The organism is Nostoc sp. CENA543, from assembly GCF_002896875.1.
GTDB lineage: Bacteria > Cyanobacteriota > Cyanobacteriia > Cyanobacteriales > Nostocaceae > Trichormus.
The window spans coordinates 3,041,769-3,068,416 of the sequence record NZ_CP023278.1 but is presented as its reverse complement, the minus strand read 5'-3'; the positions used below and the strand labels follow the sequence as shown (position 1 = coordinate 3,068,416).

The following is a 26,648-nucleotide window of genomic DNA, read 5'->3' as shown; positions in this document are numbered from 1 at the left end:
CAGGAAAATCGCTCCACAAAGCATCTCATGTTCTAGTTGGCTGTGCAATAGATGGGATTAGGGACTGGGGACTAGGTGCAGGGAGAAATGGAGAAATTTTTCTCCCCCTTGCCCCCTGCACCAATTCCTCCCCCATGCCCAATTCCACGCAAAATAGTAGTAATATATAAATGCCCCAGGGGGGGATTTTGCTGTGTGTTATCTTGGGTAATATAAAGTTTAGTAACAATTATTAAAATTTTGATTAATAATACTTTGTCCTCCTATACTCCTTCTACCACCGCTATTGCTACGGAATTAACCCCCAGGGAGACAGAACCAAGGGATATTAGGGCATTAGAATCTACTCTCAAAGCTTCTGCTTCTCTTCCTCTATTTGTAACTGTACAAAAAACTTGGTTAGTGTTCGCTGCGGCTGTGTTTTTAGTATCAGTACCAGTATTTATTGAAGCACCACTTGTGCGATCGCTTCCCAGTGTTAGTTTAGCCATCACAGGCTTTTGGGTATGGCTGAGTTTTAGGTTAATGTCACGCCCACAAACTTATCTGTGGGGGGATTTACTTTTAGGCTTTAGCTGGAGTTGGTTAGCGGGTTCAATTTACTGGGGTTGGCTGCGTTTTGAACCTTTATGGCATTTACCAGTAGAATCTATTGGTTTACCCTTCGCTTGTTGGTGTTTGTTACGTAATTGGGGCAAAGTTGGTAACTGGTTTTATTTAGGTTCTTTATTCGGTACTGTCTTAACAGATGTTTACTTTTATTTAGTGAAGTTAATACCCTATTGGCGGCAAATTATGGAAGTAGAACCCAGCCAAATTGCTGTGATTTTACAAGCCGCCGTTAAACAAGTACAAACCCCCTGGGGTGTAGCCTCAGCCATCATTTTGGCTACGGTTTTGCTAGTTGCAGGTATCCTCCCACTCAGCAAAAAACAGCACCATTGGTATGCCTTTGGCGGTGCAGTGTTAAGTACAATTTTGGTAGACAGTCTATTTCTGATAGCAGCCTTGGCAGCTTAAAATACTGGTCACTTATCAGTTCTAGTTGACCAATGACTAACAACTAATTGCATAAAAACCTGTCATCAAACCTAAACAGAAATAGATAGAAGACTGTTAACTAATTTTTAGTCTTCAGGAGTTTGAAAATGACAGTTAATGCTAATTTTGCCAGATTTGTAGCTGTATTTGCGGTTTTATCGCCAATGTTCACTTTCAATACAGCTAATGCTCAAACTAGCTATCCCATGACTTGCCGTGGTGGCGGTACACTATCCATACAAAACGATGGTGGAAACGGCGTACGTATTAATTTTCAAGCAGGACGAGGAGCAGCACCCCAAGGCTTATCTCCTGGACAATGTACATGGTCAGACCGAGCTTTACGATCTGGTGAACCAACAACTATTTGCGATCGCGCCTCTAGTGCAGCTCAATACGTTTCTAGACTAGTTCAGTCTGACGAATACTCGATTTTTCAAGTTTACAACGATGGTCGGGGCTGTATGAGAGTTACCAGAGTCGGCCCTTAAGACCAATTTTGGATCAAAAGCCCACATTCATCACCAGTTATTACCCCATTTTATTGAAGCAAGTGGGGTTTTATAGCCGTAGCCAGATCGATGAAGAAATGAATTTTCATCGCGAAGTAAGTAGCAGCAAAGATTGTGGCCATTAATAAGCTGTATATTAGTTTCTGATGGCTGCTGTGTGTTGATTAAGCCATCAGCTTTTGGTTAACAATCGATAGTGAGATAGCGCGTTCCTGTCGCCCTGCACCGGAAAGTAACTATCTAACCCGTAAGGCTCAAAAGTCAGTAGTCACAAGCTGATCATGATGTACTAGAGATTGTTGCCAGCTGTTAGCTTAACGCTGTTATTTCAGTTTGATGGAAAGAGGTAAAAAAATCGTGAAAGGATTGGTGCGTTTATTAACAGTATTTAGTTTGTTGCTTGGCTGCTGGGGATGGTTGGGTACAACTCAAATTGCCCAAGCTGCCAATTTACAAAGTTTTGTTATGCCTCAAGTCCCAGTTTTAGCAGTTGAACTGCGGAATCGAGCCGATCAAAAACTAGCAACAGATTTTGGTAAAAAAATTGATTTGAACAATACCAATGTCAGAGCTTTTCAAACCTATCCAGGTTTATACCCCACTTTGGCCAAAAAAATCATTAAAAATGCCCCCTACTCTAAAGTAGAGGACATATTGGATTTACCTGGATTAAGCGATCGCCAGAAAGAACTGCTGCAAGCCAATTTAGATAACTTCACTGTGACAGAACTAGATTCTGTTTTCAACGAAGGCGACGATCGCTTTAATAACGGTATCTACAGATAATTTTTCATGTAGTTACTATCAAGAAAACTCACCCACTCTCTGTACCAGGGGGTGGGAGTCTTATTATGTAATCAAGGGGCATTTATTGGGAATGGGGCATTGGGCAAGCAGGAAGTGTGGGAGGTGTGGGAGGTGTGGGAGGATAAGGAAGAAATCTTTCCCCCCTCTCTCTCCACACTCCCCACACTCCCCACACTTCCCCATCTTCCCATTCCCCAGCCCCCATTCCCCATTCCCCATTCCCCATTCCCTAACCTTGCAAATAGACATACCTAGCCAATTTGACGTTTTAGTAGTCGGTGCTGGTGCAGCTGGACTGTATACAGCTTTGTGTCTGCCAGAATCTTTAAGTGTTGGCTTGATTACTAAAGAAACGGTTTCTCTCTCTGCTAGTGATTGGGCGCAAGGTGGTATTGCCGCCGCGATCGCTCCTGATGATTCTCCCACCCTTCATATTGAGGATACACTCAAGGCAGGGGCAGGTTTATGTGATGTCGATGCAGTGGAGTTTCTCGCCCAACAAGCCCCTAGTTGTATTCAATCGTTAGTCAATTTAGGGGTAGCTTTTGACCGTCACAATCAAAATTTAGCTCTAACTTTAGAAGCTGCCCATTCTCGTCATCGGGTTCTCCATGCTGCCGATACCACCGGACGAGAAGTGACAACTACCCTCACTGCCCAAGTTTTACGTCGTCAAAATATTCTGGTGATTCAGCAGGCTTTAGCTCTGAGTCTGTGCGTGTCACCAGAAAGCGGTCAATGTCAAGGCATTAGCTTATTTTATCAAGGTGAAGTTCGCCTCATTCAAGCTAGGGCTGTGGTGTTAGCTACCGGTGGCGGTGGACAGGTATTTGCCCAAACTACCAACCCAGCCGTCAGTACCGGTGATGGCGTGGCAATTGCTTGGCGCGCCGGAGCAATTCTGCGTGATTTAGAGTTTGTGCAGTTTCATCCTACAGCTTTGACTAAACCTGGACGCTTTCTGATTAGTGAAGCTGTGCGTGGAGAAGGCGCGCATTTGATTGACAATGAGGGACGGCGGTTTGCTTTTGATTATCATCCGGCTGGTGAACTTGCACCCAGAGATGTAGTCAGCAGAGCTATTTTTAGCCACTTGCAACGTACAGCCGTTGATCCTGCTACCGCCCATGTGTGGCTGGATATGCGTCCTATCCCCCCAGAAAAAATTCGCCAACGCTTCCCCAACATTATTCAAGTATGTCAGCGTTGGGGCATCGATGTCTTTCATGAACCCATCCCCGTCGCCCCAGCCGCCCACTACTGGATGGGTGGAATTGCCACTGATTTAATGAATCGGACTAATATTCCGGGATTATACGCAGTCGGAGAAACTGCGAGTACGGGAGTTCACGGAGCTAACCGTTTAGCTAGTAATTCTCTTTTAGAGTGTATTGTTTTTGGCGCGCAGTTAGCACAAATTCAACTTCCTGAGCCAGAAGATTTCCCATTATCAGTATTACCCGCTAGGGAATTGACTCTGGATGTTCAAGAATGGCACAACCAGCAAACACAACTAGCTACGTTCCGAGAAAAATTACCCCGTCTCATGTGGCAAAGTGCGGGTATTTGTAGGGAACAGTCAAGTTTGACAAGTGCGATCGCCACTGTAGAATCTTGGCGGCAAGATTTTGCTACTTTGCCCTTAAGCCAATTCCTCATCGACGTAAAGTCGCAAACAGGAATTAAATTTCACTTTCCGGAAGTTGATCAGCAAGTTCGACTGTGGGCTGAAACCCGCAATTTGTTGGATGTTGCCTATCTTATTCTCAAAAGTGCGGCATTTAGGACTGAAAGCCGGGGTGGACACTATCGCCTAGACTACCCGCATCCTGATCCCCAATGGCAAACACATACTATAGTTCATAAGTACCAATGGACTAGATTTCTATCATGAAATCTTAAATTTTGCTTAAGTAATTTCAAGTAAGTGTTTTCATTGCCTATACTCATTTTCAATGAAGCAAGTATAAATACTAAAACTACTTCACCACTAGCTAAACTTCAATACCTAAGTGCGTACAGTAGTCTTATCTCACAAGCGATTATCTTGTGAAACATCTTTATACACGTTTGCTCTTCAGTTTCCCAAATTTAAAACAGACTAGCGCGTACCACTACCGTACTCGCTATCAGGCCCCCCATTATTGGGCGGAACATAGGTTTCTACCGAACCTTTGTTTTTTTCTCCAACATAGATAGCGGTTCCACCGACAGGATGCTTAGGGTTGTAGTTTGGCAAATATTGGAAAGCTGCTGTTGCGTCAGCAACCTTTTGTATTACCAAAAAAGCACTGAGACAAAGCATCACAGCACTGACAATTTGCAATTTTGTAGTCATAGTTTCTAGTAAGCGAATGACGTTCTAGATTTATCGAGTGTGTTTTGTTAAATGCCGCAAACAGAATTACATCTCAAGGCCGACTCAGATTGAATTATTTTTGTCAAAAGGATTTTTGACTCAGTGTTTTCGATTAGTCAACTACTACTTAATTAACAAGTATGTAGTTTTAAGGATATCCGAGTTACGGATATTTGCCTTAATATTAGCTCGTTACTTAAGGAATATAGCTGAAAACCAGTATGTTACATCAATCCAAGGTTAGAAGTAATTCTAGACCTAAAGTTATATATGTTCATTAATTACCACAGAAGAATTATATTTATCATACATTTTTAATAAAAAATTAAGATAGTCGTGTGTAAATACTCACTAAATTCAGTACAAGTTATGTATTAATACTGAGATTATTTGAACTACTGATAGTGTTTTCTACTAGAAATATGGGTCTTCCGGACAATATACGGGCGACTTTATAGATTCTTCATGAACTTTCCTCACAAAAATCATCAAAAGTTAAAGTATGGTGAGTGCTGTTAGCGGAAGCGGGGCGTTTAGCCGGTGCTGAGTAGTGAGTGCTGAGTAGTGAGTGCTGTTAGCTGTGGCACAGCGTTTAGACGATACTGAGTTGAGAAATAAATTCTACCTTGTCCACCTTGTCCACCTTGTCCCCAATCCCTAATCCCCAGTCCCCAATCCCCAGTCCCTCTGTCGCCGAGAATTGCTTGACAATATACCCTAGAAAAATTCATAACAATTCTTGCCCAGATTCTTAGCACGATACATGGCAACATCGGCTTGTTTAACTAAAGTATCGGCATCTTGACTAGTATGAGGATAAATACTGATGCCAATGCTGGCGGAAACTTTAGTGGTGTATCCATTGAGAACAATTGGCTCAGTAATACTGGCCATAATTTTCTCTGCGACTTTAGCTGCTACTTGTTGATGAGGTATGGCTCGTAAAAGCACTGTGAATTCATCGCCACCCAAGCGAGAAACCGTGTCACTAGCACGCAAAGAGTTACTCAAACGCTGACCAATAATTACTAACAGGCGATCGCCCATCTCATGCCCTAGAGTATCATTGACTTGCTTAAACCCGTCTAAATCAATAAACAGCAATCCTAATAGAAGATGATTTTCATGCGCCCAATTAATCGATTCCTGTAGCTGTTCAGCAAAGAACTTGCGATTAGGTAAACCTGTCAGAGAGTCATGATAGGCTAAATAACGTAATTTATCTTCTTTAAGCTTTAATTCATGATTAGAGCGAAATAGCTCCGCAGCAGTTCGCCTGAGTTCATCTTCCATTAACTTACGCTGCGTAATATCACGAATTACCCCCACCAAAAAGAAATTTCCTGCCGCATCTTTGTGGAGCGATCGCTTGGTTTCAATTAAGTGCGTCCTTCCGTAAGCATCGGTAAATTCCTCTTCATTTTCCTGGGGATGTTGTGTAGTTAAAACTAACTCATCTTGTTTGCGGAAGACTTCAACTTCATGTTGAGGGAAAAAATCAATATCCGACTTGTCAATCAGCATAGTATCGGGATAGCCAATAAATTGACAATAAGCCTGATTTAATACAATCCACTGGAGTTGCTCATTTTTTACAAAAATCGGATCAGCAATAGTGTTAATAATTTGCTGCAAAAATTCCTTAGAGCGTTTTAATTCTTCCTGTGTATAAGCCAAGTGATAAGTAATCCAAATCACAGAGCCACTGAATGTGAGTAATGACGGAATCAATGGTATCCACCAGCCAGACAAAAAAGCCAGATACGCGCTTAATATCAACAATAAACAAGAAAATATCACGGTTAAAATGCTCGTAAGCGGTCGTCTGATTTGCCATGTGGTTACAGCTCCGATATACGACCACAAGAAAATCCACAAATATTCCCAAACATCCGGCCAAGCTTGTAAAAGCGGTCTACCATCTAAAGCGGCTGAGATTAACTGATCCACAAAATAAGCTTGCAAGACAATGCCTGGTATCGGCTCTGCTCCTGATATCAGCCGACTAGAATAGGGGATAAATACACCTTCTTTGATGCTGGCAGCTGTAGAGCCAATCAACACAATCCGATCTTTAATTAAGTTAGGTGAAACTTTATCCGCTAACACATCTGCCATACTCACTTGCTGATAACTACAGACATTTTTCTTGGCAGTTTCACAATCTCGTTTGGGAAAATTGGACAAGATTTGATATCCCCTGGCATCCACTCCCACATAAGCACCATCATTACCCGTAAAGCGTGTAAACACAGCTTTACCTAACTGTAAAGATTCAGGATTGTTAGCGGCTCTTTGGGGAAGAATATTTTCTGGTTTTAAATACAAAGCAGCCAATTTTAAAGCAAAGCTTTCGTGTGCTTGATTTCCTATATGCCAGTACAGTAAACTCCGCCGGACTTTGCCATCAGGATCATAGACTATATTGTTAAAGCCAACTTGTTGGGGATTCAATTGGGGTGGTGGCGCAACTCTCTGTTTACCCTCTGGTGCTAGTAGTTCCACACCAACTAAATTCGGCATCGCTTGATAAGCTTGCACTAGCTCTGTATAACCATACTTAATTGGTACATCTCGATAGATGTCTAGGCCAATAGCACGCGGTTGGTGCGCTTGTAATTTCGTTAATAATTCTGCAATTACACCATCAGCAATGGGGAATCCGTGGCGTAAAGAAGCTTCATCAACAGCTACGATAGTAATTCGATGATTGGGGCTTTCCTGGGGACGTAAGTGAAAAAATTGATCTAAGGCCGTCAACTCTAAGGATTGTAATAAGCCTAAAGAACGTAACAGCAAGACTAAAATTACAACGGTGACAGTGATAATTAATTCTCTGTGTCCTTTACTAAACGAGGGTTTCAGTCCTAAAACTAACTGCACGAGACGCTTGATGAATTGCTGACTCATTCCCGTTACCTACTGGACAGAAAAATAGTGAATGATAATTGATAGTTATTAAACAATTCTTAAAATAATCTTTTAATCATTTTTTTATACACTATTTTGACTACTAGAAATCTTGAATGTAAGAAAATTGTGATAATTTAAAACCCCAGTTACAGCAATAAACTGGGGTTTTGGTATTTGGGAAATAATTTGGAATTGGCGAGGACTATTATCTTTATCTAAAGTATTTGAAATTACTTGGCCCTGTGTAACCTGTAACTTTGGCTAATTCTGAAAGGTTCTGTACGCCACTATAGCTTTTGCCATTGATAATCCAGGTTGGATAGCCTGTAATGTTTGCAGCTTTACACAAATCTGGTTTCCCCTTGGGACTTTCAGGCGCGCACTCTGTCTTGATGCTCTCATCAATAATTTGATAAGCTTCCTTGCCAAAGAGTAATTTTTGTTCATGGCAGTGAGGACACCAAAAAGCTACATATTCCTTAGCTCCTACCTGCACTAAATGACGTGCTAGAGCTATTTCTGCTTCTCCAGAAGTAGTATTGATTTCCCAACCGTAATTAGGGTTAGGATCTACGGTGGGGACAAAAGGTGGTAGTTTACCGGCGGGGATTTCTTGGGCTGGTGGTTTATTGGCTGTGTTGACATCCTTATATATGTATAAAGTGCCAACGAGCGTTACCATACCCACAATAATGGCAGTAAAGAATATTTGTCCAATATCCTCCCAGGCTCGACCTACAACAGTTAGAACCAGCATACTCAAGGCGAACAAAGCCGAGGTAATGCAGTAAGGACAAAGGGCTTTGAGTTCAAATGCTAGGACATACATTAAATAGCCACTAAAAATAGACATAGCGATCGCGCCTATTAATAGTAACCACCAGGTCAAGTTTTCTAGTTGTTTGTGACTTTTACCTTCTCCCTTCCACACCACAGGAGCTAAAGCAAAAATCAGCATCCCCAGATAGGATAATAATCCAAGTAAGGCCAGTGGTTGCCCAAACACCGTTGCCCAAGGGCTAGCAAGTACATCATTACAACCCTTGGCTCCAGCCTCGGCTACACAAGCAACACCACCTCCGGTGAGTTTTTCAAAAGTTAAATAGCCAGTATTCAAAGCACCAAGTCCAGCGATCGCGGCAATTATTACCCGCGACCATTGATGAATCCAGGGAGTAGAACGGCGGCGAATCATAAGAATTGGGGAATGGGGATTGGGGAATTGGGAATGGGGTATTTAATTTTGGATTTTGGATTTTGGATTTTGGATGGGATTTCAATCTAAAATCCTGGCATCTCAAATCTAAAATTAGTTCCCCAGTTTCCTTGGCTTTTAAGAATGTAACTTTACTTGTTTAGCTGATTTGCTCACACCTTTGGAGTTCCAAGTGCGACGAGCAGCTTCCACGAATTGACTGACGCGAATGGGGTCAATTGGTTGCTCGATACGACCTTGGCGTTTGAGGGAGCTAGAAACAATCACACCATTGGCAGCCTGCAATAGTGTAGCAATATTTTCCCAATCGGCTCCGCTACCAATAAATACCGGTGTACCATTGGCTGCACCACAGGCTAATTCTAAGTCTTCTTGGTTGGGGGGAGAGCCTGTTGCCCAACCAGATAAAATCACTGCGTCCGCTAAACCCCGCTCGATGGTATCTTTGACAGCAACTGTCAGATTTGGAGAACTTAAGGGACGAGCGTGTTTGACTAAAACATCCGCCAAAATTTTGACATCCGAGCCTAATTCGCGACGATAGCGGAGTAGTTGATGGGCTTCTCCTTCAATTAATCCTTGGTCTGTCGCCATTACGCCCGTCAACACATTCACCCGGATAAATTGCGCCCCCACACAAGAAGCGATCGCCAATGCACTATGACCATCGTTTCGCAACACATTGATCCCTATCGGTAACATCACCAAATTTTGGATGCGTTGCACAACTACAGTCATCGCACTGACAACTGCGGGGTCAACATGATTTTTGGTAAACGGAGCATCGAAAAAATTTTCTACAATAATGCCATCTACTCCGCCACTAGCAAGAGCCGTTGCTTCTTGTTCGGCGCGGTCGATTACTGCTTTGAGGCTACCTCCCCAACGGGCTGAGGTGGGAAGGGGTAGCAGGTGTACCACGCCAATGATTGGTGTTCGAGTTTTAAATAACTGTTCTAAGTCCACGTCTTTTACTATTGTGAGGGCATGGGGTATAGGGCAGGGGTCAAGGGAGTAGGGGGCAATCCAAATTTTGGATTTTAAGTTTTAGATTCTTCAATCCAAAATCCAAAATCTAAAATTCCTAGTCCCTAATCCCCAGTCCCCAGTCCCCATTTCCCTAATTAGCATTAAATTTGTTTTATTTTGGTTGTTTTACTGCCTCCACCGGAAGGCAGAATTTAGGGTAAAACTTACCATAAGATATGTTAAGATAAAACCTGGCTACAAGAGGAGTTTGCCACTCACAACACGCAAGGCAGCTTCCCTCTGTTTAGGTACTCCGCCTTTCGCACGTCGTAGGCCAAGCCTGAGCGTTAGGGTAGCATTACTGCTTCATGGGGCGTAGTCGCAAGCGCGATTTCCCTGAGGGTAGCGACTTCTCATAACCAGCCTTTGGGCGGCTTCCCGATGGGTAAATTAACAACGCACACGCTGCGGTAGTGTAAAATACCAACAGGCGATTTGTTAAAAAAGATTACAAGTGTCAAATGTACCCAAAGACACTCAGTTTTACCCTGGGAAACAAACTAATAAAAACATCATAACATGACCTGAACACAACTATGGTCATAGGTTTCAAGCAGTTACTGACAGTGGAAACACTCTACTAAAATGATGTAACTGTGGGGGTGCGAACCGCAAACAGCGAAATTTAATGTTGTTTGTGTTTGACAACAAGCAAAAACCAAAAATATTTTCAAAATATGGGTGAAAAGCCAACAATAGCAATCTCTCACTTGGGCTGTGAGAAAAATCGAATTGATACAGAACATATGTTAGGGCTGCTAGTAGAAGCAGGATATGGTGTAGATGCCAATGAAGAGTTAGCAGATTACGTTATAGTCAATACTTGTAGTTTTATTGAAGCAGCTAGGGAAGAATCTGTTAGAACATTAGTAGAACTGGCAGAAGCTAACAAAAAAATCGTGATTACAGGCTGTATGGCACAGCACTTCCAAGGACAATTATTGGAAGAATTGCCAGAAGCCGTGGCCGTGGTTGGCACTGGAGATTATCATCAAATCGTCAATGTCATAGAAAGGGTAGAACAAGGGGAAAGGGTTAAACAGGTTAGTGCCGAACCCACTTATATTGCCGATGAAACCACACCCCGCTACCGTACCACTACCGAAGGCGTAGCTTATTTGCGAGTTGCAGAAGGGTGTGATTACCGTTGTGCATTTTGTATTATTCCCCATCTGCGCGGCAACCAACGATCGCGTACAATAGAATCAATAGTTGCTGAAGCCCAGCAACTAGCAAATCAAGGGGTGCAAGAGATCATTCTCATTTCCCAAATCACCACAAATTACGGGTTAGATATTTACGGTAAGCCCAAACTAGCCGAATTGCTCCGAGCATTGGGGAAAGTGGATATACCGTGGATTAGGATGCACTACGCCTATCCCACTGGGCTAACCCCAGACGTGATCGCAGCCATTCAGGAGACACCTAACGTCTTACCTTACTTAGATTTACCCCTGCAACATTCCCACCCAGAGGTATTGCGGGCGATGAATCGTCCTTGGCAGGGACGCGTCAATGATGAGATTATCGAACGCCTCAAAACCGCCATACCAGGTGCAGTTTTGCGGACAACATTGATAGTGGGCTTTCCTGGGGAAACAGAAGCGCACTTTGAGCATTTGCTAGAGTTTGTCCATAGGCACGAATTTGATCATGTGGGAGTTTTCACCTTTTCACCAGAAGAGGGAACACCTGCACATACACTACCCAATCAATTGCCACAAGCTGTCATGGATGAACGCCGCGATCGCCTGATGGCAATCCAGCAGCCTATCTCTTGGCAAAAAAATCAGCAGGAAATCGGCAAAATTGTTGAAGTCCTGATTGAGCAGGAAAACCCTGGAAGTGGGAAATTAATCGGTCGTTCCGGCAGATTTTCCCCCGAAGTTGATGGTCAAGTCTACATCAGTGGCCAAGCCAAGTTAGGAACTATCGTACCCGTAAAAATTCACGGAGCAGATGAGTACGATTTGTTTGGCGAAGTCGCCCTATAAGGCAGGGGCGCAGGGTGCAGAGGGCAGGGGGGATACCCCAATCCCCAGTCCCCAGTCCCTATTCCCTAATTAAAGTTTCAATTTACAAATCGCAAAGTCAGAAACATAATCTAGGAGCGTTGATGAATCTTTCTTTTCAAGAACTAGGCATTTCACAGGAACGCGTTGACCACTTAGAAAAAATTGGTTTTACAGCACCTACTAATATTCAAGCTCAAGCTATTCCTCAACTTTTGTCGGGTCGGGATGTCGTAGGTCAATCTCAAACAGGTACAGGCAAAACAGCAGCGTTTTCCTTGCCAATTTTAGAGCGAATCGATGTACAACAAAGAGCTGTGCAAGCCCTAGTTTTAACTCCCACCCGTGAGTTAGCTATCCAAGTCCACGATGCAATCAGCCAATTTATTGGTCATAGTGGCTTGCGGGTATCAGCAATTTACGGTGGTCAATCAATCGACCGTCAAATTTTGCAACTCAAGCGTGGTGTGCATATAGTAGTCGGTACTCCTGGACGGGTGATTGACTTACTAGAAAGAGGTAGCTTGAAACTAGATCAAGTCAGATGGTTTGTTCTAGATGAAGCCGATGAAATGTTGAGCATGGGCTTTATTGACGATGTCGAGAGAATTTTATCTCAAGCACCAGAAGAACGGCAAACCGCGCTGTTCTCAGCCACCATGCCTCCATCAATTCGGATGTTGGTTAACAAGTTTCTCCACTCTCCTGTCACTGTGACAGTTGAGCAACCCAAAGCCACACCGAATAAAATCAATCAGGTAGCTTATCTGATTCCCCGTCACTGGACAAAAGCCAAAGCATTACAGCCGATTCTGGAAATGGAAGACCCAGAAACCGCTCTAATCTTCGTCCGTACCAGACGCACCGCCGCCGAACTCACCAGTCAACTGCAAGCTGCTGGTCACAGCGTCGATGAATATCACGGCGACTTGTCTCAGCAAGCACGGGAAAGATTACTAACTAGATTCCGCAACCGTCAAGTGCGCTGGGTAGTAGCAACTGACATTGCTGCGCGCGGTTTAGATGTTGACCAACTCTCCCATGTAATTAACTTCGACCTCCCCGACAGCGTCGAAACCTACGTACACCGCATCGGCCGCACAGGTCGCGCTGGGAAAGAAGGTACAGCCATCACCTTAGTACAACCCTTTGAGCGTCGCAAACAGCAAATCTTTGAACGCCATGTCCGTCAAAACTGGCAATTGCTCTCCATTCCCACACGGGCGCAAATCGAAGCACGTCACATCCAAAAACTGCAAGGACAAGTTAGAGAAGCTTTAGCTGGTGAGCGTTTAGCTTCATTCTTGCCCATTATCAGCGAACTGATTGAACAGTACGATGCTCAGGCGATCGCAGCTGCGGCACTACAAATCGCTTATGATCAAACTCGTCCTGCTTGGTTGAGTGCGGATATCGACATTCCCGAAGAAACCGCATCTGTTCCCAAACCCAAAATCGTCAAACGTCGCGAATTTGCTGGTGACAGAAACCGTTCCAACTGGAATAGAGATAACAACAGCGAAGAAGGACGCGGTACTCCCAAACCAAAACTCCGTTCAGGTCGTCGTGAACCTTCGATTTCCTCTGGTAATCAAAAGTTAGGTTCATCTGCCACTAGGGAATCAGCTTCTTAGTTATTAGTCATTAGTCATTAGTCATTAGTGATTGAGGCTAAAGATAAGTAACTGTTTTGATCAGCTTGTAGGAACATAGATAATGGATACACTATTTTGAGTCTTATGTTCACAATCTCCGACTTAGAGCAGCTACAAGCTGAACATCCAGAATGGCAGATGGAACTGGTGGACGGTGATATCCTGATTATGGGGCCATCAGATTATATTTCCGAAGAAATAGGTGCTGAATTAATTCGGTTACTGGGAAACTGGGTACGTCCACGTAAACTGGGACGTGTCACTGGTTCAAGTGCTGGTTTTATTCTGCCTAAACTGGAAACAGAAAATGGTAACAAAATTGAACCAGAAAAACGCAATCTCCGCGCTCCTGATGTGTCTTTTGTGCGTGCCGAGAGACTAAAAATCAGCCAGCGCGATTTTGTGGAATTAGTGCCTGATTTGATCGTAGAAATTAAATCAAAGTCAGATAAAATCAAGCCACTAGAAGAAAAAATTCAGCTATTTTTACAACTTGGTTGTGTCGTCGGTATACTCATCGACCCAGACAAATTAACATTAACTGTTTACCGGCTCAATCAAGAACCAATTATATTGAAGAATAACGATCAACTGACGTTACCAGATTTACTTCCAGGTTGGGAGCTAACAGTATCAGAACTCTGGCCACCTGTATTTGAGTAGGAGAATAAAAACTCCGCGTACCTCAGCGAGACTTGGCGTGATACCAATTCACAATTCGCAATTCGCAATTCGCAATTAAAAAACTTAGATGTAGCAAGGATTTTAGGGTTTACATCTGTATCAGATTTTTCGTGAAATGGTATGAAAAATTTTCAAGCGGGTAGTTATTCCGCTTGATATGAGCCTCTAACTAGCGCGACTATGCGCCAATAAGGGACTTCCAACTAAAAAAATATACAATCGCTGTGGTGGGCAGGGGGGCAGGGAGCAGGGAGCAGGGGGAAAAATCAAAATATTCTCTTTCAGAAATTGAATAATTTATTTTCTGGAAGTCCCTAAAATATAGAAGAAACGCTTTTTTCTTCCCCTACACCCCTACACCCTTACACCCCTAAACCCTTATACCCCTATTGAAAGCGTTAATTCAACCAAGGACGACTGAGATTTTCTAATTCTGCAACTTCATCGTCGCTTAATTTCCAACCTAAAGCACCAGCATTTTGCTTGACTTGTTCAGCAGTTTTCACCCCAGCGATAGGAATCACATTACCCTGAGCAATTAACCAATTTAAGGCAACTTGGGCAGGAGTGCGATCGCGTTTTTCTCCTATCCTCCGTAACATAGAAATCACGGGTGCGATTTTTTGCAGTCCTTCTTTGCTAAATCTCGGATCGAATTTTCTCGCCCCGCTAAGTTTTTCAGCACTTTCTGGCGTATACTTTCCAGTCAGCAATCCCTGTGCTAAAGGACTGTATGCCAAAATTGTTACACCCAACTCACGGGCAGTTGCTAAAGTCCCGTCTCTCTCGATTTGACGAGTCAGTAAAGAGTAACGGACTTGATTGACTGCTAAAGGTACTCCTCTAGCCGCCAAAATTTTATGGGCTTCCCGCATTTGGGCAGGAGAATAATTACTAACACCGATAGCTGCAATCCTACCTCGCTTCACTTCCTCAGCTAAGGTGTTTAACAAAGTTTCTTGACTCAAAAAGAAACTAAAAGGCCAATGCACTTGATACAAAGCAATACTTTCTAGTTGTAGACGTTTGAGACTGTCTGTCAAAGCATCAGCAACAGATTGTCCAGAAAATCGCCAAGGTAAGGGGCCAAATTTGGTGGCGATTTGCACTGGCTGTTGTGTTTGCTGGAGAAATTCTCCTAAAAATTTTTCTGATAATCCCAGTCCATAAACTTCGGCGGTATCAAAAAAGGTGACACCAGCTGCTATGGCGGCGGTAAATGCGGCTTGTAACTCTTGTTGTCCATAACCTTCGCCATAACTCCAAAATAATTTATCACCCCAAGCCCAAGTTCCAATGCAAAGGGGTGGGACAGATGGGCCGTTTTTCCCCAATGTGATTGTTTCCACGGTGGTAAAATTTAGATTAATATTTCTTCACTTTTCCAGTTTAACGTGAGCAAAAGTGATTAAATTCATCATTTGCAATACCTGCCAATTAGTAAGATTTATTTACATATTTCTCTATATATCGTTTTCTTGACCAATAGCTATGGCAACTAGCAATTTTTCACCCCATCCTGAATCAGATCAGTCAGTCGATATGAAACCTCTACCCAAAGTTAATGTCCCAACAATGTTTCGACTGGGTTTGTTTCAAATGGGACTAGGCATCATGTCGCTTCTCACTTTGGGGGTGTTGAATCGTGTGATGATTGATGAGTTAAAAGTTTTGCCACTGATTGCAGCTGGGGCTATTGCTATGCACCAGTTTGTGAGTCCGGCGCGCATCTGGTTTGGTCAGATGTCTGATAGCAAGCCTTTATTTGGCTATAATCGCACGGGCTATGTTTGGATAGGGGCTGCCATATTCACCATTGTTTCTTTTTTGGCGTTACAAGTAGTTTGGCAGATAGGTAGTAGTTTACAAGCCACTGGTTGGAGTGTGGCTACGTATAGTTGGGCGGCTGTACTGGCTTTGATGTTTGCATTGTATGGTTTAGCTTTGAGTGCGAGTTCTACACCTTTTGCTGCACTATTAGTAGATATCACCGATGAGGATAATCGATCTCGGTTGATTGGGATTGTCTGGTCAATGTTAATGATTGGGATTGTGATCGGCGCAATTGTTAGTTCTAGGTTACTAGAAAGACCGGAAATTTGTGGAGCGGCTTTGCTGTCCTATGATCCTAGTCAAACTAATAAAGTTGTAGATATCGCTAAACTACAGCAGGCGGTGAATCCTGTGTTTATTATTATGCCTGCGATCGTGTTTGGTTTATCGGTGCTGGCGACTTTGGGCATTGAAAAGAAATATTCCCGCTTTAATTCCCGTTCTACAGTAGTAGCTAGGGAAGACCAAATCAGCTTGGGCAAAGCTTTGAAGGTGCTAACAGCCAACCGTCAAGCAGGCGTATTTTTCGGCTTTTTGTTGGTGTTGACTCTCAGCATTTTCATGCAAGATGCTGTTCTAGAACCCTATGGGGGAGAGGTGTTTGGGATGTGTATTTCTCAAACTACCAGACTCAATATTCCCTTTGGGATAGGAACTTTAATTGGTATTAGTTCCACCGGTTTTTTACTGTTACCACGTTTAGGGAAGAAACAGACAACGAAAATTGGCTGTTTGGGTGCAGTTTTCAGCTTTTGTCTGATTATTATGGCAGGCTTTAGCGGTAATGCAGGCGTGCTGATGGGTAGCTTGCTGTGTTTTGGGTTGTCTTCCGGTGTGATTACAGCTGGTGCTACTAGTTTAATGCTAGATTTGACGGCGGCGGAGACAGCAGGGACATTTATTGGTGCGTGGGGATTATCACAGGCGATGGCTAGGGGATTAGCTACAGTCTTGGGTGGCGTAGTTTTAAATGTCGGCAAAACATTGTTCGGCGTACCAGTGCTAGCATACGGGTTGGTATTTGCATTACAAGCAGTAGGGATGCTAGTCGCTGTTTGGTGTTTGCGTCAGGTGAACATCCAAGAATTCCAGGTGAATGCGAAAACAGCGATCGCCTCTATTCTGGAAAAAGAATTAGACTAACGCAATGAACGATTTTTGGATAACAGTTGTTGATTTTGCCCAAACCACTACTACCAGAGTGGGAAGGCAATTAATGCAAGATTTTGGTCAGGTGCAAGCTGCACAAAAAGCTGATGGTAGCCTAGTAACACAGGCTGATAAATGGGCAGATCAAGAACTTCGGGATGCGATCGCCTCTACTTTTTCTGGTTACGGTATTCTCAGTGAGGAAGGTAAACAGGTTTTTCCTGGTACAGATTGGTGCTGGGTAATTGATCCTTTAGACGGTACAACCAACTTTACACGGGGGATTCCCATCTGGTCGATTTCCTTGGCTTTATTGTACAAAGGGACACCGATTTTTGGTTATGTATACGTTCCGCCCCTCAATCAAGCTTTTCACGGATTTTGGTCAGGTAATTCTGGCCTAACCACTCCATCGGGAGCATTTTTGAATCATCATCCCATTCATACTAGTAATGACGCTCCTTCTAGCAATCATTTTTTCAATCTTTGTTCCCGTAGCTTGGCTGTGGTGCAGCAAGGCTTCCCTTGTAAAATTCGGATGTTGGGTGTAGCTAGCTATAACTTTTTGACTGTTGCCACTGGTGCAACACTAGGAGGAGTGGAAGCCACGCCCAAAGTTTGGGACATTGCAGGCGTTTGGGTGATTCTGCAAGCGGCTGGTGGTAGTTGGGTATCACTCAACTCACAGCCATTTCCCTTGGAAGCCGGAGTAGATTATAGCGATCGCTCCTTCCCTACTCTCGCCGCTAGTCGTCCAGAATTAGTGTCTTTCTTTACACCCTTTACCCAAGCCTTGAAAATTTAGAATTACCCGCAGATTAACCCTTTAATTGTTTCATTAACCCAGGCTGCCTGTCGCCAAAATTTTTACAGGTAGTCTGGGTATTTTTTCATGATTTGCCAAATATTCCACGTATATGTAATTTGAGGGTGTCATTAACTCATAACAGAACTGGTTATTGACTGTGTATTTGCAACTGTCAATCAGAAATTAATGAAGACTGACACACTTTATTTACTTTCTTGAGAACTCAGTTTAGTAATTGATTGTTAAAGTCTATGTTGTCCGATTTAGAGTTAATGCGAGAATTTATTACTCAATCTATTGCTAAAAAAGAGATTTTGTTAGCAAACCCTTATTTAAAAGCACAAATGGTTTATAAAAGCAATCAACTAATCTCTAAAAAAGAAGGTGTGATTGCTACTGCTAAATTAGACCATACACCATCTGATTTCTTAATTGATGCCAATTCATCTTATTGGGAAATTATCAATAATACCTTAGCTGACTACAGTTATATTTTTACATTTGAATTAGATAGTAATGGACTCTATCGATATCAAAGATGTGCTGTTCCACAAGGTTATACACTCCGATGCACTAAGTCCTTGGGTTTATGGCAAGCTTGGTGGAAGTATAATAAATACGCTGCATCTTTCAAAGTCCCCTTAGATATTTTAGTCAGGACTAAGAACTCGTGGTACGGGATTAAAAATTTAACGATTAGTGATGGTTTAATTTATATCAAAACTTTAGTTAGCGAACTGCAATTATCTCCTGAAGATTTAGTAATTTGGTTAAGCAAAATAGAATCTCCGTCAACAAAACAATATTTGTATGAAATTTGAGGGTTTCATACACTAGCTTTACTAGATTTTACCGCTCGGCTATTTCTATAAAACCTGCTCTTCAAACATGGCTAATACTCTATAAAATCAGCTTGGGAAAACATCTTGAATCATTCATTGAAGTAGATCATGATGAAGCAGTTCCGTTAATTTAATGTCAAACGTAACTCATCAAGTCATTATCTACTTATTTTATTTAATTATTATTTTCAGTAATTATACTATTTTTATATAAAGACTTTATTGTTTATGTGGTAAATTCCTCAACGCACTTCATAAAAAACATTTAATACATGATTAATACAAGATTAATTCATGAAAAATTTATGTATTTGAGGCAGCAATTTTGAAGAATTCGATACTTCACCGTATATTTACAACATCGAAAAAATGTTTGGGTATAATTAGTTTGTAGGCGATCATAGATTATCAATAATATTACGGTAATTACTCAGTCAAAGTATGCCGTGTCTTAAGTAAAAATATTGCGTTGCATATACAAACAGCCATGTTATCTAATTTGGAATTATTAAAAGAGTTTGTTAATCAATCTATCCAAAAACAAGAAGTTTTATTAGCAAACGGGACATTACAAGCACAAACAGTTTATAAAACTAATCAAGTTACAGCAAAAGCAGAAGGTATCATTGCTACTGCCCAAATCACTCAGAAAAATCTAGAATTTTCTATTAAATCAACTTCATCCTATTGGGAATTAATTAACGAAGTCTTGGCGGAATACAGCTATATTCTCACAGGAGAAATAGACGATCGCCATTGCTATCGATATCAATACTGCCAATTACCACCAGGTTATCGGATGCACTGTACAAAATCAGTGCATTTGTGGCGGGCTTGGTGGCGATATCGCAAAAATAAGTCGCAATTGGGTATTCCCTTAGATTTGCTAATTCGGACGCGTAATTCTTGGTATCCTATTAGAGACTTAATTATTAGTGATGGACTGTTATATATTAAAACCTTGGGGAGTGAAATTGCCGTTCACTCTGATGACTTGATCATTTGGTTGAGCAAAGCTGACGTAAAATTCCCCAGTCCATCTGAGCAACAGGAAGTGGGAAGTAGAGAGTAGGGAACAAGTTGTGAAATTCAACGCCAGTAGAGCTTTCAATGTAGTTAAAATGCCTTTGAGTATTTAACTGGAAAACAATTATGAAAGGACTATGGCTAGAAAATAACCAATTGCAACTGCGTTCAGATATTCCCATTCCTGAACCTCCTGCGGGTGAAGCACTAGTAAGAGTGTTACGTGCAGGGATTTGTAATACAGACTTAGAACTGCTCAGAGGCTACTATCCCTACACTGGCGTTATAGGACATGAATTCGTCGGGTTGGTTGAACAAGGGCCAGCACATCTTGTCAATCAGCGAGTCGTAGGTGAAATTAATGCTGTTTGTGGTCATTGTCGTTTCTGTCGTCGGGGACAACCAACCCATTGCGAGAATCGTACAGTATTGGGGATTGTCAACCGTCACGGCGCGTTTGCTGACTATCTTTGTTTACCGATAGAAAACTTACATCCTGTACCCGAAAACGTACCCACAGAAATCGCGACATTTACTGAACCATTAGCAGCAGCGTTAGAAATTCAGCAGCAGATTGCCATATGTGCAGACGATCGCGTGCTAGTTGTAGGAGATGGTAAATTAGGGCAATTAGTAGCACAAACCTTAGCTTTAACTGGTTGTAAACTATTAGTTATCGGTCGCCACCCAGAAAAACTGGCAAATTTGACAGCTAGAGGCATAAAAACGGGTTTAGTTGACGCGGTTTCACAGAGAAGTTTTGATATTGCCGTAGAGTGTACAGGAAACCCCGAAGGATTTTTGATCGCTCTTCAGGCGTTACGTCCTCGTGGTACCCTTGTCCTGAAAAGTACCTATGCAGGCAACCTCAGCATAGATGCTTCCGCCCTAGTAGTCGATGAAATTACCTTAATTGGTTCTCGTTGCGGCCCATTTCCCGCCGCACTGGAGTTATTAGCAGCCGAAAAAGTAGATGTAAAACCCCTAATTCATGCCACTTACCCCTTAAATCAAGGACTAGAAGCCTTTACCCAAGCCCAACGCCGAGGAGTATTAAAGGTGTTGTTGGAGATTGGTCAATAGTCAATAGTCAATAGTCAATAGTCAATAGTCATTAGTCATTAGTCATTAGTCATTAGTCATTAGGGAACAGCTTTCCTCATTTCCTACCTTGTCTCCCTTGTCCCCCCAATCCCCAGTCCCCAGTACCCAGTCCCCAGTCCCTAATACAAATAAGGATTAGTCTTCGGCTGAAAATCAGTGCATTCTATTGCTTCTTCTGTGTTGGCTATGGATGGGTGGACGGTGCATTTGAGGCGGTAGTTATCGGTGAAAAATTGGCAGCCAGGACAGGGTATTTGGTGCATTCGCTTGGCGGTTTTGAGACTATCTCGTGTGGCTGTCCAAAGACTCCACAGGACGAGAGAAATGATTAACCATGCCCCAAAAAAGCAAATGGGGACTAAAAATGGTTGAATACTTCTGATTACTAAAGATATTAATTCCAGCACGGCAATTGCTAACAAAAATGAAGAGCTAGAAGTATATTAACTCCTAACTCTTTCTTGCTAACGTCTGACTACAGATGTAGAAATTAAAAGGCAGGGAGCAAAGGAGCAGGGAGTAAGGGAGAAAAATAACTACAAGGGTTAAAATGTCTACCTTAGAATGAGAAGAGCTTTATTTTAACTCTGCCCCCTGCTCCCTGCCCCCTGCCCCCTGCCTCTCATTAAATTCCCGCGTGACCCAAGGCTAAACCAGTCACCAGCATTCCCAGAACTAAAAAGGGTTGTGCGCTGGCTTGGTATTTGACATCATTTTGTAAGGGGTCACGGAGGAAGTACATATCTTGAAAGGTGATTTGGGGGATGATTAACAGTACCAGAATCCCGGCGTATAAATTTTCGTGGATACTCACCAAATAAGCTGCAATCAAGCCTTGAAACACATCAATCATGGTGACGCAAATCCAGGCTGCGGTGTTAATACCAAACATTACAGGTAATGATTTTAGACCAAGTTGGCGATCGCCTTCTACACTCTTAAAATCATTAACAATGGCGATTCCCAATCCTGCCAAGCTGTAAATTAAGGTGAGAACGACAATTTTCCAATTGAGTTCACCAAACAAAGCATGACCAGCCCACCAAGGTAAGGCGATGTAACTAGCACCTAAAGCGTAGTTACCCAACCAACCATTCTGTTTGAGTTTTAAAGGTGGGGCAGAGTAGATGAAGGCAATAAAAGAACCAAATATTGCCAAAACTGTGACATTGGGGAATTCATGACCAGCCCATACATCCAGCACAAAGGCTAGGGCGATACCAGCGAGAAATAAAAAGATAATCTGGCTGACTACTTGTGGTACAGAAATTGCACCGGAAGGGATGGGGCGATAAGGTTCATTGATAGCGTCAATTTCACGGTCATAAAAATCATTCAGGGTTTGAGTATAACCCGTGAGTAATGGCCCAGACAGCAACATACAAGCAGCAGCCTTCAGGACATTTTCCAAAGACCAAGTATAGTTACCAGAAGAAGCCGCACCACAGACCACACCCCAAATTAAGGGAATCCAGGTAATTGGCTTCATTAATTGCAAGCGAATCTTCCAAATGGAAGTTTCCCCTGGTGCTGCACCTTTCATTCCCAACAACTGGCGAGTTTTGGCAGTGCGATCGCTACCTTCAGAATTAGAATCAGGAGTAATGGGAGTTAGTTCTGACATAGGAATTCGTTATTAGTTGGGCATTGGGAATTGGGCATTGGGAATTGAGCATTAATTTATATCCCCCATGCCCCATGCCCTATACCCCATGCCCTAAAAAGAAATGATCAAATAATTATTTTGAAACTTAGCCCCAGTTATGGGTTTACCACTGAGTGCTGGAGGTAAAAACACATTTCGCCGTTGGTCGCCTGCTTCCACAGTGACTTCTGGCCCGTACTGGGTGAGTTTGACCTGTTTTTTATCAAAGCCAGGTAAAAACAAGCGTACCTGGAGGTTATGAACATCGATAGTGATGGGAGTGGGGGCTTGTAGGGCTTGTTCCACAAAATTGGGCATCGCATCTATCAATGGTTGCCAATTACCACTCTCTAAATCAGGCACAAAATTCACACTTAAGGGTGTAAATTCTGCTGATAAGTTGGTGTGAGGTTGGGATGCGATTTGGATGACACCGCCGACTGTTAAACCAACTTGTTGTGCGCCACCCCATAGATAGCGGATGCTGGCTACTTCCAAAGGGTCTCCGGTAGTGACCAAGAAAGCGGCTACGCGCTGGGGGTCAGCTAAAGCCGCTTTTCCCTTATCTAAGAAATTATTGATTTGATTAGTTGGTTGAGCAAAATTATCTGCTGTCCAGTTGAAATTGAAAAAACTGCTAATTAGCGGTTGAATCAAGGGTGATTCAGCAATACTTCTACCTAAATCCGAATTGACTATTAATTGTCGGAATCGTCGGACATACCAGCTTAAAGATTCTGGCATCCCCAGCATCCGCAGGGTGAAAGAATCACCTGTGCCGTTGTAAACGATCGCATCATACTTGCCACTGGCATCATATTCACGGATGGCATTAAGGGCAAGGGCATGATCCATTCCTGGTAACACTACCAGTTCTTGACCGTAGACATCTTTAATGATGGGCGTTTTGAGGTATTGTGCCTCCAGTTTTTTTACTTCCTCCCAATTGCGTTCTAGTAGTACAGAGGTTTGAAATTGTACTACTGCCAAATTAGGGGCTATTTCCTGGGGGTCTGGTGCAAGGGGTTGGTCTAAGAGAATCGGTAATATTGGTTCTGCCAATCCTGCTAGTAGTACCCGCTTGCCTTGACTTGCCAATGATTTAGCAGCCGCGATCGCTATTTTGGTACGAGCAACGCTGTTTTCGCCCAAAAATGTCAGTATCAGGGACATTATCTTGATTTCCAATTACCGCCGGTCTTTTCAATTCCAACTTAGCACTAGGCAAATACTATAAGCTTCTACCTGGGGTTTTTAATGTTAAACGGCCTTTATTTCGTCCTCAAAAAACCAAGTCGAAGTATTATCGTCAAACTGTACCACTACGCCTACACCGCTACCATCGGTTACTTTATAACCTGCAATGATGCCAACTTTACCTAGTTTTTGAGCGACAACAGCAGAAACGCGATCGCGCAAACGAAACACCTGAACCTTTTGTCCGATTTCCATGCCTACATAAAACGCAATAAACCAAGAATCAGTTTAGCCGAATCTGGTACTGATCTCACAGTGATTTACCTGGATGTTAAAACTATATCAACTGCTGTGTCAGCTAATTTATGGAGTCAGCAATCATGCTAACTAGCTGATAGACTGTCATAATATTTTCGACACTCAATTCAGCTTGCTCCAGAAAACATCCCAATTGACGAATTGCTGACTCAGAACTTTCAACTCAGCACTCAACACTTGTTTTAGTATTATGAAGAAAATATGACAACAAAAAAAGCTCTCATTACAGGAGTTACAGGACAAGACGGTTCGTATTTGGCAGAACTGCTTCTAAGTAAAGGCTATCAGGTTTTTGGACTAGTGCGTCGCTCTAGTTCCAGCAATCTTGAGCGCATTAGCCATCTAAGTGGTGAGGTGATCATTCTTTCTGGCGATCTTCTCGACCAATCCTCACTGATGGATGTGATTGCAGAATCACAACCTGATGAAATTTATAATTTGGCTTCTCAAAGTTATGTTCCTTTATCTTGGACACAACCCGCACTCACTGCCGAATATACCGCCCTTGGTGTCTCCCGCCTCTTAGAATCTATTCGTCGTTGTAAACCAGACGCTAAATTTTATCAGGCTTCTAGTAGTGAGGTTTTTGGTGAACCAGATGAATCACCCCAAACAGAACGGACAGCTTTTCGTCCCCGTAACCCTTACGGTGTTGCTAAAGCTTACGCCCATTGGATGACTGTAAATTATCGCCAAAAATATAATCTTTATACTTGCTGCGGCATTACCTATACCCATGAATCGCCTCGACGCGGTACAGAGTTTGTCTTTCGCAAAATCACCCATGCAGCCGCCCAAATTAAACTCGGTCTAGCCAATGAACTAAAATTAGGCAATCTAGAGGCGCGTCGTGACTGGTGTTACGCTCAAGATGCTGTGTCTGCTATGTGGTTGATGTTACAGCAAGAAAAACCAGATGATTACATTATTGCCAGTGGTGAGACTCATTCAGTCAAAGAATTGGTAGAGTGTGCTTTTAGCTGTGTTGGTCTCAATTGGCAAGATTATGTTTCTGTTGACCCTACGTTTTACCGTCCTGACGAAACAGTACAGTTAGTTGGTGCGATTGATAAGATTAAGAAACAAATTAACTGGCAACCGCAATACTCATTTGAGCAATTAGTAGAGTTAATGGTGGAAAATGACCTCAAAAAATTGAGCAGCGATCAGTTCTAATGTGCAGCCCCAAAATTACTAAGTAGGTCGGTGTAAATAATTATTGCTGAAATAAGGCAGGGGGAGGAACATCCAAACCGCTTTTTGCCTCCCCTACTTAATATTTACTTTATAAATAGCCTCTAAATAATTTTTCCTAATTAACTTTACTCTTTATGTATAGTTCTAAATCTATTAATCGGCGGTCTTTTTTAATTAGCATGGGTGGATTAACAGTTTCACAACTGCTAATTGGCTGTGGTAACAATCAACAAACACAAATCAACATCCAATTACTCAAAGGTTCCATCCCGGCTCAAGTTGCTGATCAGTTTCACAAAAAGCTAGAAAAACAAGTACCAGTTAAGTTTGCACCAATAGCACAGATCCAAGAAAGTTTTAAGCAGTTGCAAACTTGGCAGCAACCACCAGATAAACAAGATACAGGATGGGGTCGGTTTATTCCATTTAGACAGTCCCAAGCACCACAATTAGCAAATTTCATGACCTTGGGTGATTATTGGCTAAAAACAGCAATTGAGCAGCAATTAATTCAACCGCTAGAACCCACAAAGTTTAAACACTGGTCTAGCTTAGATGCTCGATGGCAACAGCTAGTAACGCGCAATGACCAAGGTTTTCCTGATCCGCAAGGCAAGGTTTGGGCTGCGCCTTACCGTTGGGGTGGGACAGTAATTGTCTATAACCAAGAGAAGTTTCGTGAGTTGGGATGGATACCACAGGATTGGAGTGATTTGTGGCGCAAAGAATTGCGATCGCAGTTTTCTTTACTTAATGAACCGAGAGAAGTAATTGGCTTAGTTCTCAAGAAATTAGGACTATCTTACAATACTGCTGACCTCAAAACTGTTCCCCAATTAGAATCAGAACTTAAAACCTTAAACCAACAAGTTAAATTCTACGGTTCTACTACTTATCTAGAACCTTTAATTATTGGTGACACTTGGTTAGCAGTGGGTTGGTCAAGCGATATAGTACCAATTCTCAACCGTTATCCTCAACTGCGGATGGTAGTTCCCCGTTCTGGGACAGCAATTTGGTCTGATTTGTGGGTAAGTCCCAAGGGTGCAACTCAGAATGATTTCTCCGCACAATGGATTGATTTTTGTTGGGAATCTAAGATTGTTGAGCAAATCTCATTGCAAACTAAGAGTAATTCTCCTATAGTCAGTAATCTGAAATCTGCTAATGTCCCCTCTGCATTCGCTAGTTTGTTACTCAATAGTCAAGAGGTGTTTGCTAAGAGTGAATTTTTACTACCTCTATCAGCAGAAACTAATCAGCAGTATGAACAGTTATTTGCCCAAATGAAAGCTTAGATT

24 protein-coding genes are annotated in these 26,648 nt (G+C 42.5%); 14 read left to right on the top strand and 10 right to left on the bottom strand.

From position 1 onward, the window contains the following. The first annotated feature begins 240 nt into the window (after positions 1-240). From CLI64_RS12655 to nadB, 4 genes are all read left to right on the top strand, one after another. Positions 241-1,020 carry a DUF3120 domain-containing protein gene (locus CLI64_RS12655; RefSeq protein ID WP_103137564.1) on the top strand — a complete coding sequence of 260 codons (780 nt, stop codon included), beginning with the start codon at positions 241-243 and terminating at the stop codon, positions 1,018-1,020. Between the two features lie 128 nt (positions 1,021-1,148). Further along, positions 1,149-1,532 carry a hypothetical protein gene (locus CLI64_RS12650; protein WP_103137563.1) on the top strand — a complete coding sequence of 128 codons (384 nt, stop codon included), beginning with the start codon at positions 1,149-1,151 and terminating at the stop codon, positions 1,530-1,532. A gap of 378 nt (positions 1,533-1,910) precedes the next feature. Beyond that, positions 1,911-2,339, top strand: a complete 429-nt coding sequence (psbU, locus tag CLI64_RS12645) for a photosystem II complex extrinsic protein PsbU (RefSeq protein ID WP_103140696.1) — start codon at positions 1,911-1,913, stop codon at positions 2,337-2,339. Positions 2,340-2,595: 256 nt separating this feature from the next. Next, positions 2,596-4,254, top strand: a complete 1,659-nt coding sequence (gene nadB, locus CLI64_RS12640; protein ID WP_374703964.1) for an L-aspartate oxidase — start codon at positions 2,596-2,598, stop codon at positions 4,252-4,254. 207 nt (positions 4,255-4,461) lie between these two features. On the opposite strand, the gene CLI64_RS12635 is transcribed toward nadB, so the two are convergent. The 5 genes from CLI64_RS12635 to btpA form a co-directional block, all read right to left on the bottom strand. Then, positions 4,462-4,698, bottom strand: coding sequence for a hypothetical protein (locus CLI64_RS12635; RefSeq protein WP_103137561.1), 237 nt, complete (start codon positions 4,696-4,698; stop codon positions 4,462-4,464). A gap of 554 nt (positions 4,699-5,252) precedes the next feature. After that, on the bottom strand, positions 5,253-5,450 hold the full coding sequence (locus CLI64_RS12630) for a hypothetical protein (RefSeq protein ID WP_103137560.1): 198 nt from the start codon (positions 5,448-5,450) through the stop codon (positions 5,253-5,255). Next, positions 5,437-7,629 carry a CHASE2 domain-containing protein gene (locus CLI64_RS12625; protein ID WP_103137559.1) on the bottom strand — a complete coding sequence of 731 codons (2,193 nt, stop codon included), beginning with the start codon at positions 7,627-7,629 and terminating at the stop codon, positions 5,437-5,439. The genes CLI64_RS12630 and CLI64_RS12625 overlap by 14 nt, the downstream gene beginning before the upstream one ends. 214 nt (positions 7,630-7,843) lie before the next feature. Continuing rightward, entirely contained in the window at positions 7,844-8,827 is a 984-nt protein-coding gene (locus CLI64_RS12620) for a vitamin K epoxide reductase family protein (protein ID WP_103137558.1), read from the bottom strand. A gap of 138 nt (positions 8,828-8,965) precedes the next feature. Then, the gene (btpA, locus tag CLI64_RS12615; protein WP_103137557.1) at positions 8,966-9,814 is read right to left on the bottom strand and encodes a photosystem I biogenesis protein BtpA; all 849 of its coding nucleotides are present in this window, start codon (positions 9,812-9,814) and stop codon (positions 8,966-8,968) included. Between the two features lie 740 nt (positions 9,815-10,554). Between btpA and rimO the strand changes: the two genes are divergently transcribed. The 3 genes from rimO to CLI64_RS12600 all read left to right on the top strand — a co-directional run bounded on the left by rimO (position 10,555) and on the right by CLI64_RS12600 (position 14,207). Continuing rightward, positions 10,555-11,871 (top strand): 30S ribosomal protein S12 methylthiotransferase RimO, encoded by a 1,317-nt coding sequence (rimO, locus tag CLI64_RS12610; RefSeq protein WP_103137556.1) that lies wholly within the window; start codon positions 10,555-10,557, stop codon positions 11,869-11,871. 122 nt (positions 11,872-11,993) lie between these two features. Next, positions 11,994-13,523: a DEAD/DEAH box helicase gene (locus CLI64_RS12605; protein WP_103137555.1), complete on the top strand. Its 1,530-nt coding sequence runs from the start codon at positions 11,994-11,996 to the stop codon at positions 13,521-13,523. 105 nt (positions 13,524-13,628) lie between these two features. Continuing rightward, entirely contained in the window at positions 13,629-14,207 is a 579-nt protein-coding gene (locus tag CLI64_RS12600) for a Uma2 family endonuclease (RefSeq protein WP_103137554.1), read from the top strand. A 419-nt stretch (positions 14,208-14,626) separates the two neighbouring features. Here the strand turns inward: CLI64_RS12600 and CLI64_RS12595 are convergent, their stop codons facing one another. After that, positions 14,627-15,577: an aldo/keto reductase gene (locus tag CLI64_RS12595; protein WP_103137553.1), complete on the bottom strand. Its 951-nt coding sequence runs from the start codon at positions 15,575-15,577 to the stop codon at positions 14,627-14,629. Positions 15,578-15,719: 142 nt separating this feature from the next. Between CLI64_RS12595 and CLI64_RS12590 the strand changes: the two genes are divergently transcribed. The 5 genes from CLI64_RS12590 to CLI64_RS12570 all read left to right on the top strand — a co-directional run bounded on the left by CLI64_RS12590 (position 15,720) and on the right by CLI64_RS12570 (position 20,969). After that, the gene (locus CLI64_RS12590; RefSeq protein WP_225977573.1) at positions 15,720-17,204 is read left to right on the top strand and encodes a BCD family MFS transporter; all 1,485 of its coding nucleotides are present in this window, start codon (positions 15,720-15,722) and stop codon (positions 17,202-17,204) included. Positions 17,205-17,208: 4 nt separating this feature from the next. Then, on the top strand, positions 17,209-18,015 hold the full coding sequence (locus CLI64_RS12585) for an inositol monophosphatase family protein (RefSeq protein ID WP_103137552.1): 807 nt from the start codon (positions 17,209-17,211) through the stop codon (positions 18,013-18,015). 254 nt (positions 18,016-18,269) lie between these two features. Continuing rightward, the gene (locus CLI64_RS12580) at positions 18,270-18,839 is read left to right on the top strand and encodes a hypothetical protein (protein WP_103137551.1); all 570 of its coding nucleotides are present in this window, start codon (positions 18,270-18,272) and stop codon (positions 18,837-18,839) included. Positions 18,840-19,347: 508 nt separating this feature from the next. Next, positions 19,348-19,932 (top strand): hypothetical protein, encoded by a 585-nt coding sequence (locus tag CLI64_RS12575; RefSeq protein WP_103137550.1) that lies wholly within the window; start codon positions 19,348-19,350, stop codon positions 19,930-19,932. A gap of 80 nt (positions 19,933-20,012) precedes the next feature. Beyond that, positions 20,013-20,969, top strand: coding sequence for an alcohol dehydrogenase catalytic domain-containing protein (locus CLI64_RS12570; protein ID WP_103137549.1), 957 nt, complete (start codon positions 20,013-20,015; stop codon positions 20,967-20,969). Positions 20,970-21,109: 140 nt separating this feature from the next. On the opposite strand, the gene CLI64_RS12565 is transcribed toward CLI64_RS12570, so the two are convergent. The 4 genes from CLI64_RS12565 to CLI64_RS12550 form a co-directional block, all read right to left on the bottom strand. Continuing rightward, entirely contained in the window at positions 21,110-21,397 is a 288-nt protein-coding gene (locus CLI64_RS12565) for a hypothetical protein (protein ID WP_103140694.1), read from the bottom strand. A gap of 218 nt (positions 21,398-21,615) precedes the next feature. After that, positions 21,616-22,614 carry a chlorophyll synthase ChlG gene (gene chlG, locus CLI64_RS12560; RefSeq protein WP_103137548.1) on the bottom strand — a complete coding sequence of 333 codons (999 nt, stop codon included), beginning with the start codon at positions 22,612-22,614 and terminating at the stop codon, positions 21,616-21,618. Positions 22,615-22,707: 93 nt separating this feature from the next. After that, positions 22,708-23,808 carry an ArsA family ATPase gene (locus CLI64_RS12555; RefSeq protein ID WP_103137547.1) on the bottom strand — a complete coding sequence of 367 codons (1,101 nt, stop codon included), beginning with the start codon at positions 23,806-23,808 and terminating at the stop codon, positions 22,708-22,710. An 87-nt stretch (positions 23,809-23,895) separates the two neighbouring features. Beyond that, positions 23,896-24,087 (bottom strand): DUF2862 domain-containing protein, encoded by a 192-nt coding sequence (locus CLI64_RS12550; protein ID WP_103137546.1) that lies wholly within the window; start codon positions 24,085-24,087, stop codon positions 23,896-23,898. A 264-nt stretch (positions 24,088-24,351) separates the two neighbouring features. On the opposite strand from CLI64_RS12550, the gene CLI64_RS12545 reads away from it, so the two are divergent. Both CLI64_RS12545 and CLI64_RS12540 read left to right on the top strand, forming a co-directional pair. Next, positions 24,352-25,326, top strand: a complete 975-nt coding sequence (locus CLI64_RS12545) for a GDP-mannose 4,6-dehydratase (protein WP_103137545.1) — start codon at positions 24,352-24,354, stop codon at positions 25,324-25,326. A gap of 155 nt (positions 25,327-25,481) precedes the next feature. Next, positions 25,482-26,645 carry an extracellular solute-binding protein gene (locus CLI64_RS12540; protein WP_103137544.1) on the top strand — a complete coding sequence of 388 codons (1,164 nt, stop codon included), beginning with the start codon at positions 25,482-25,484 and terminating at the stop codon, positions 26,643-26,645. Positions 26,646-26,648: the final 3 nt, after the last annotated feature.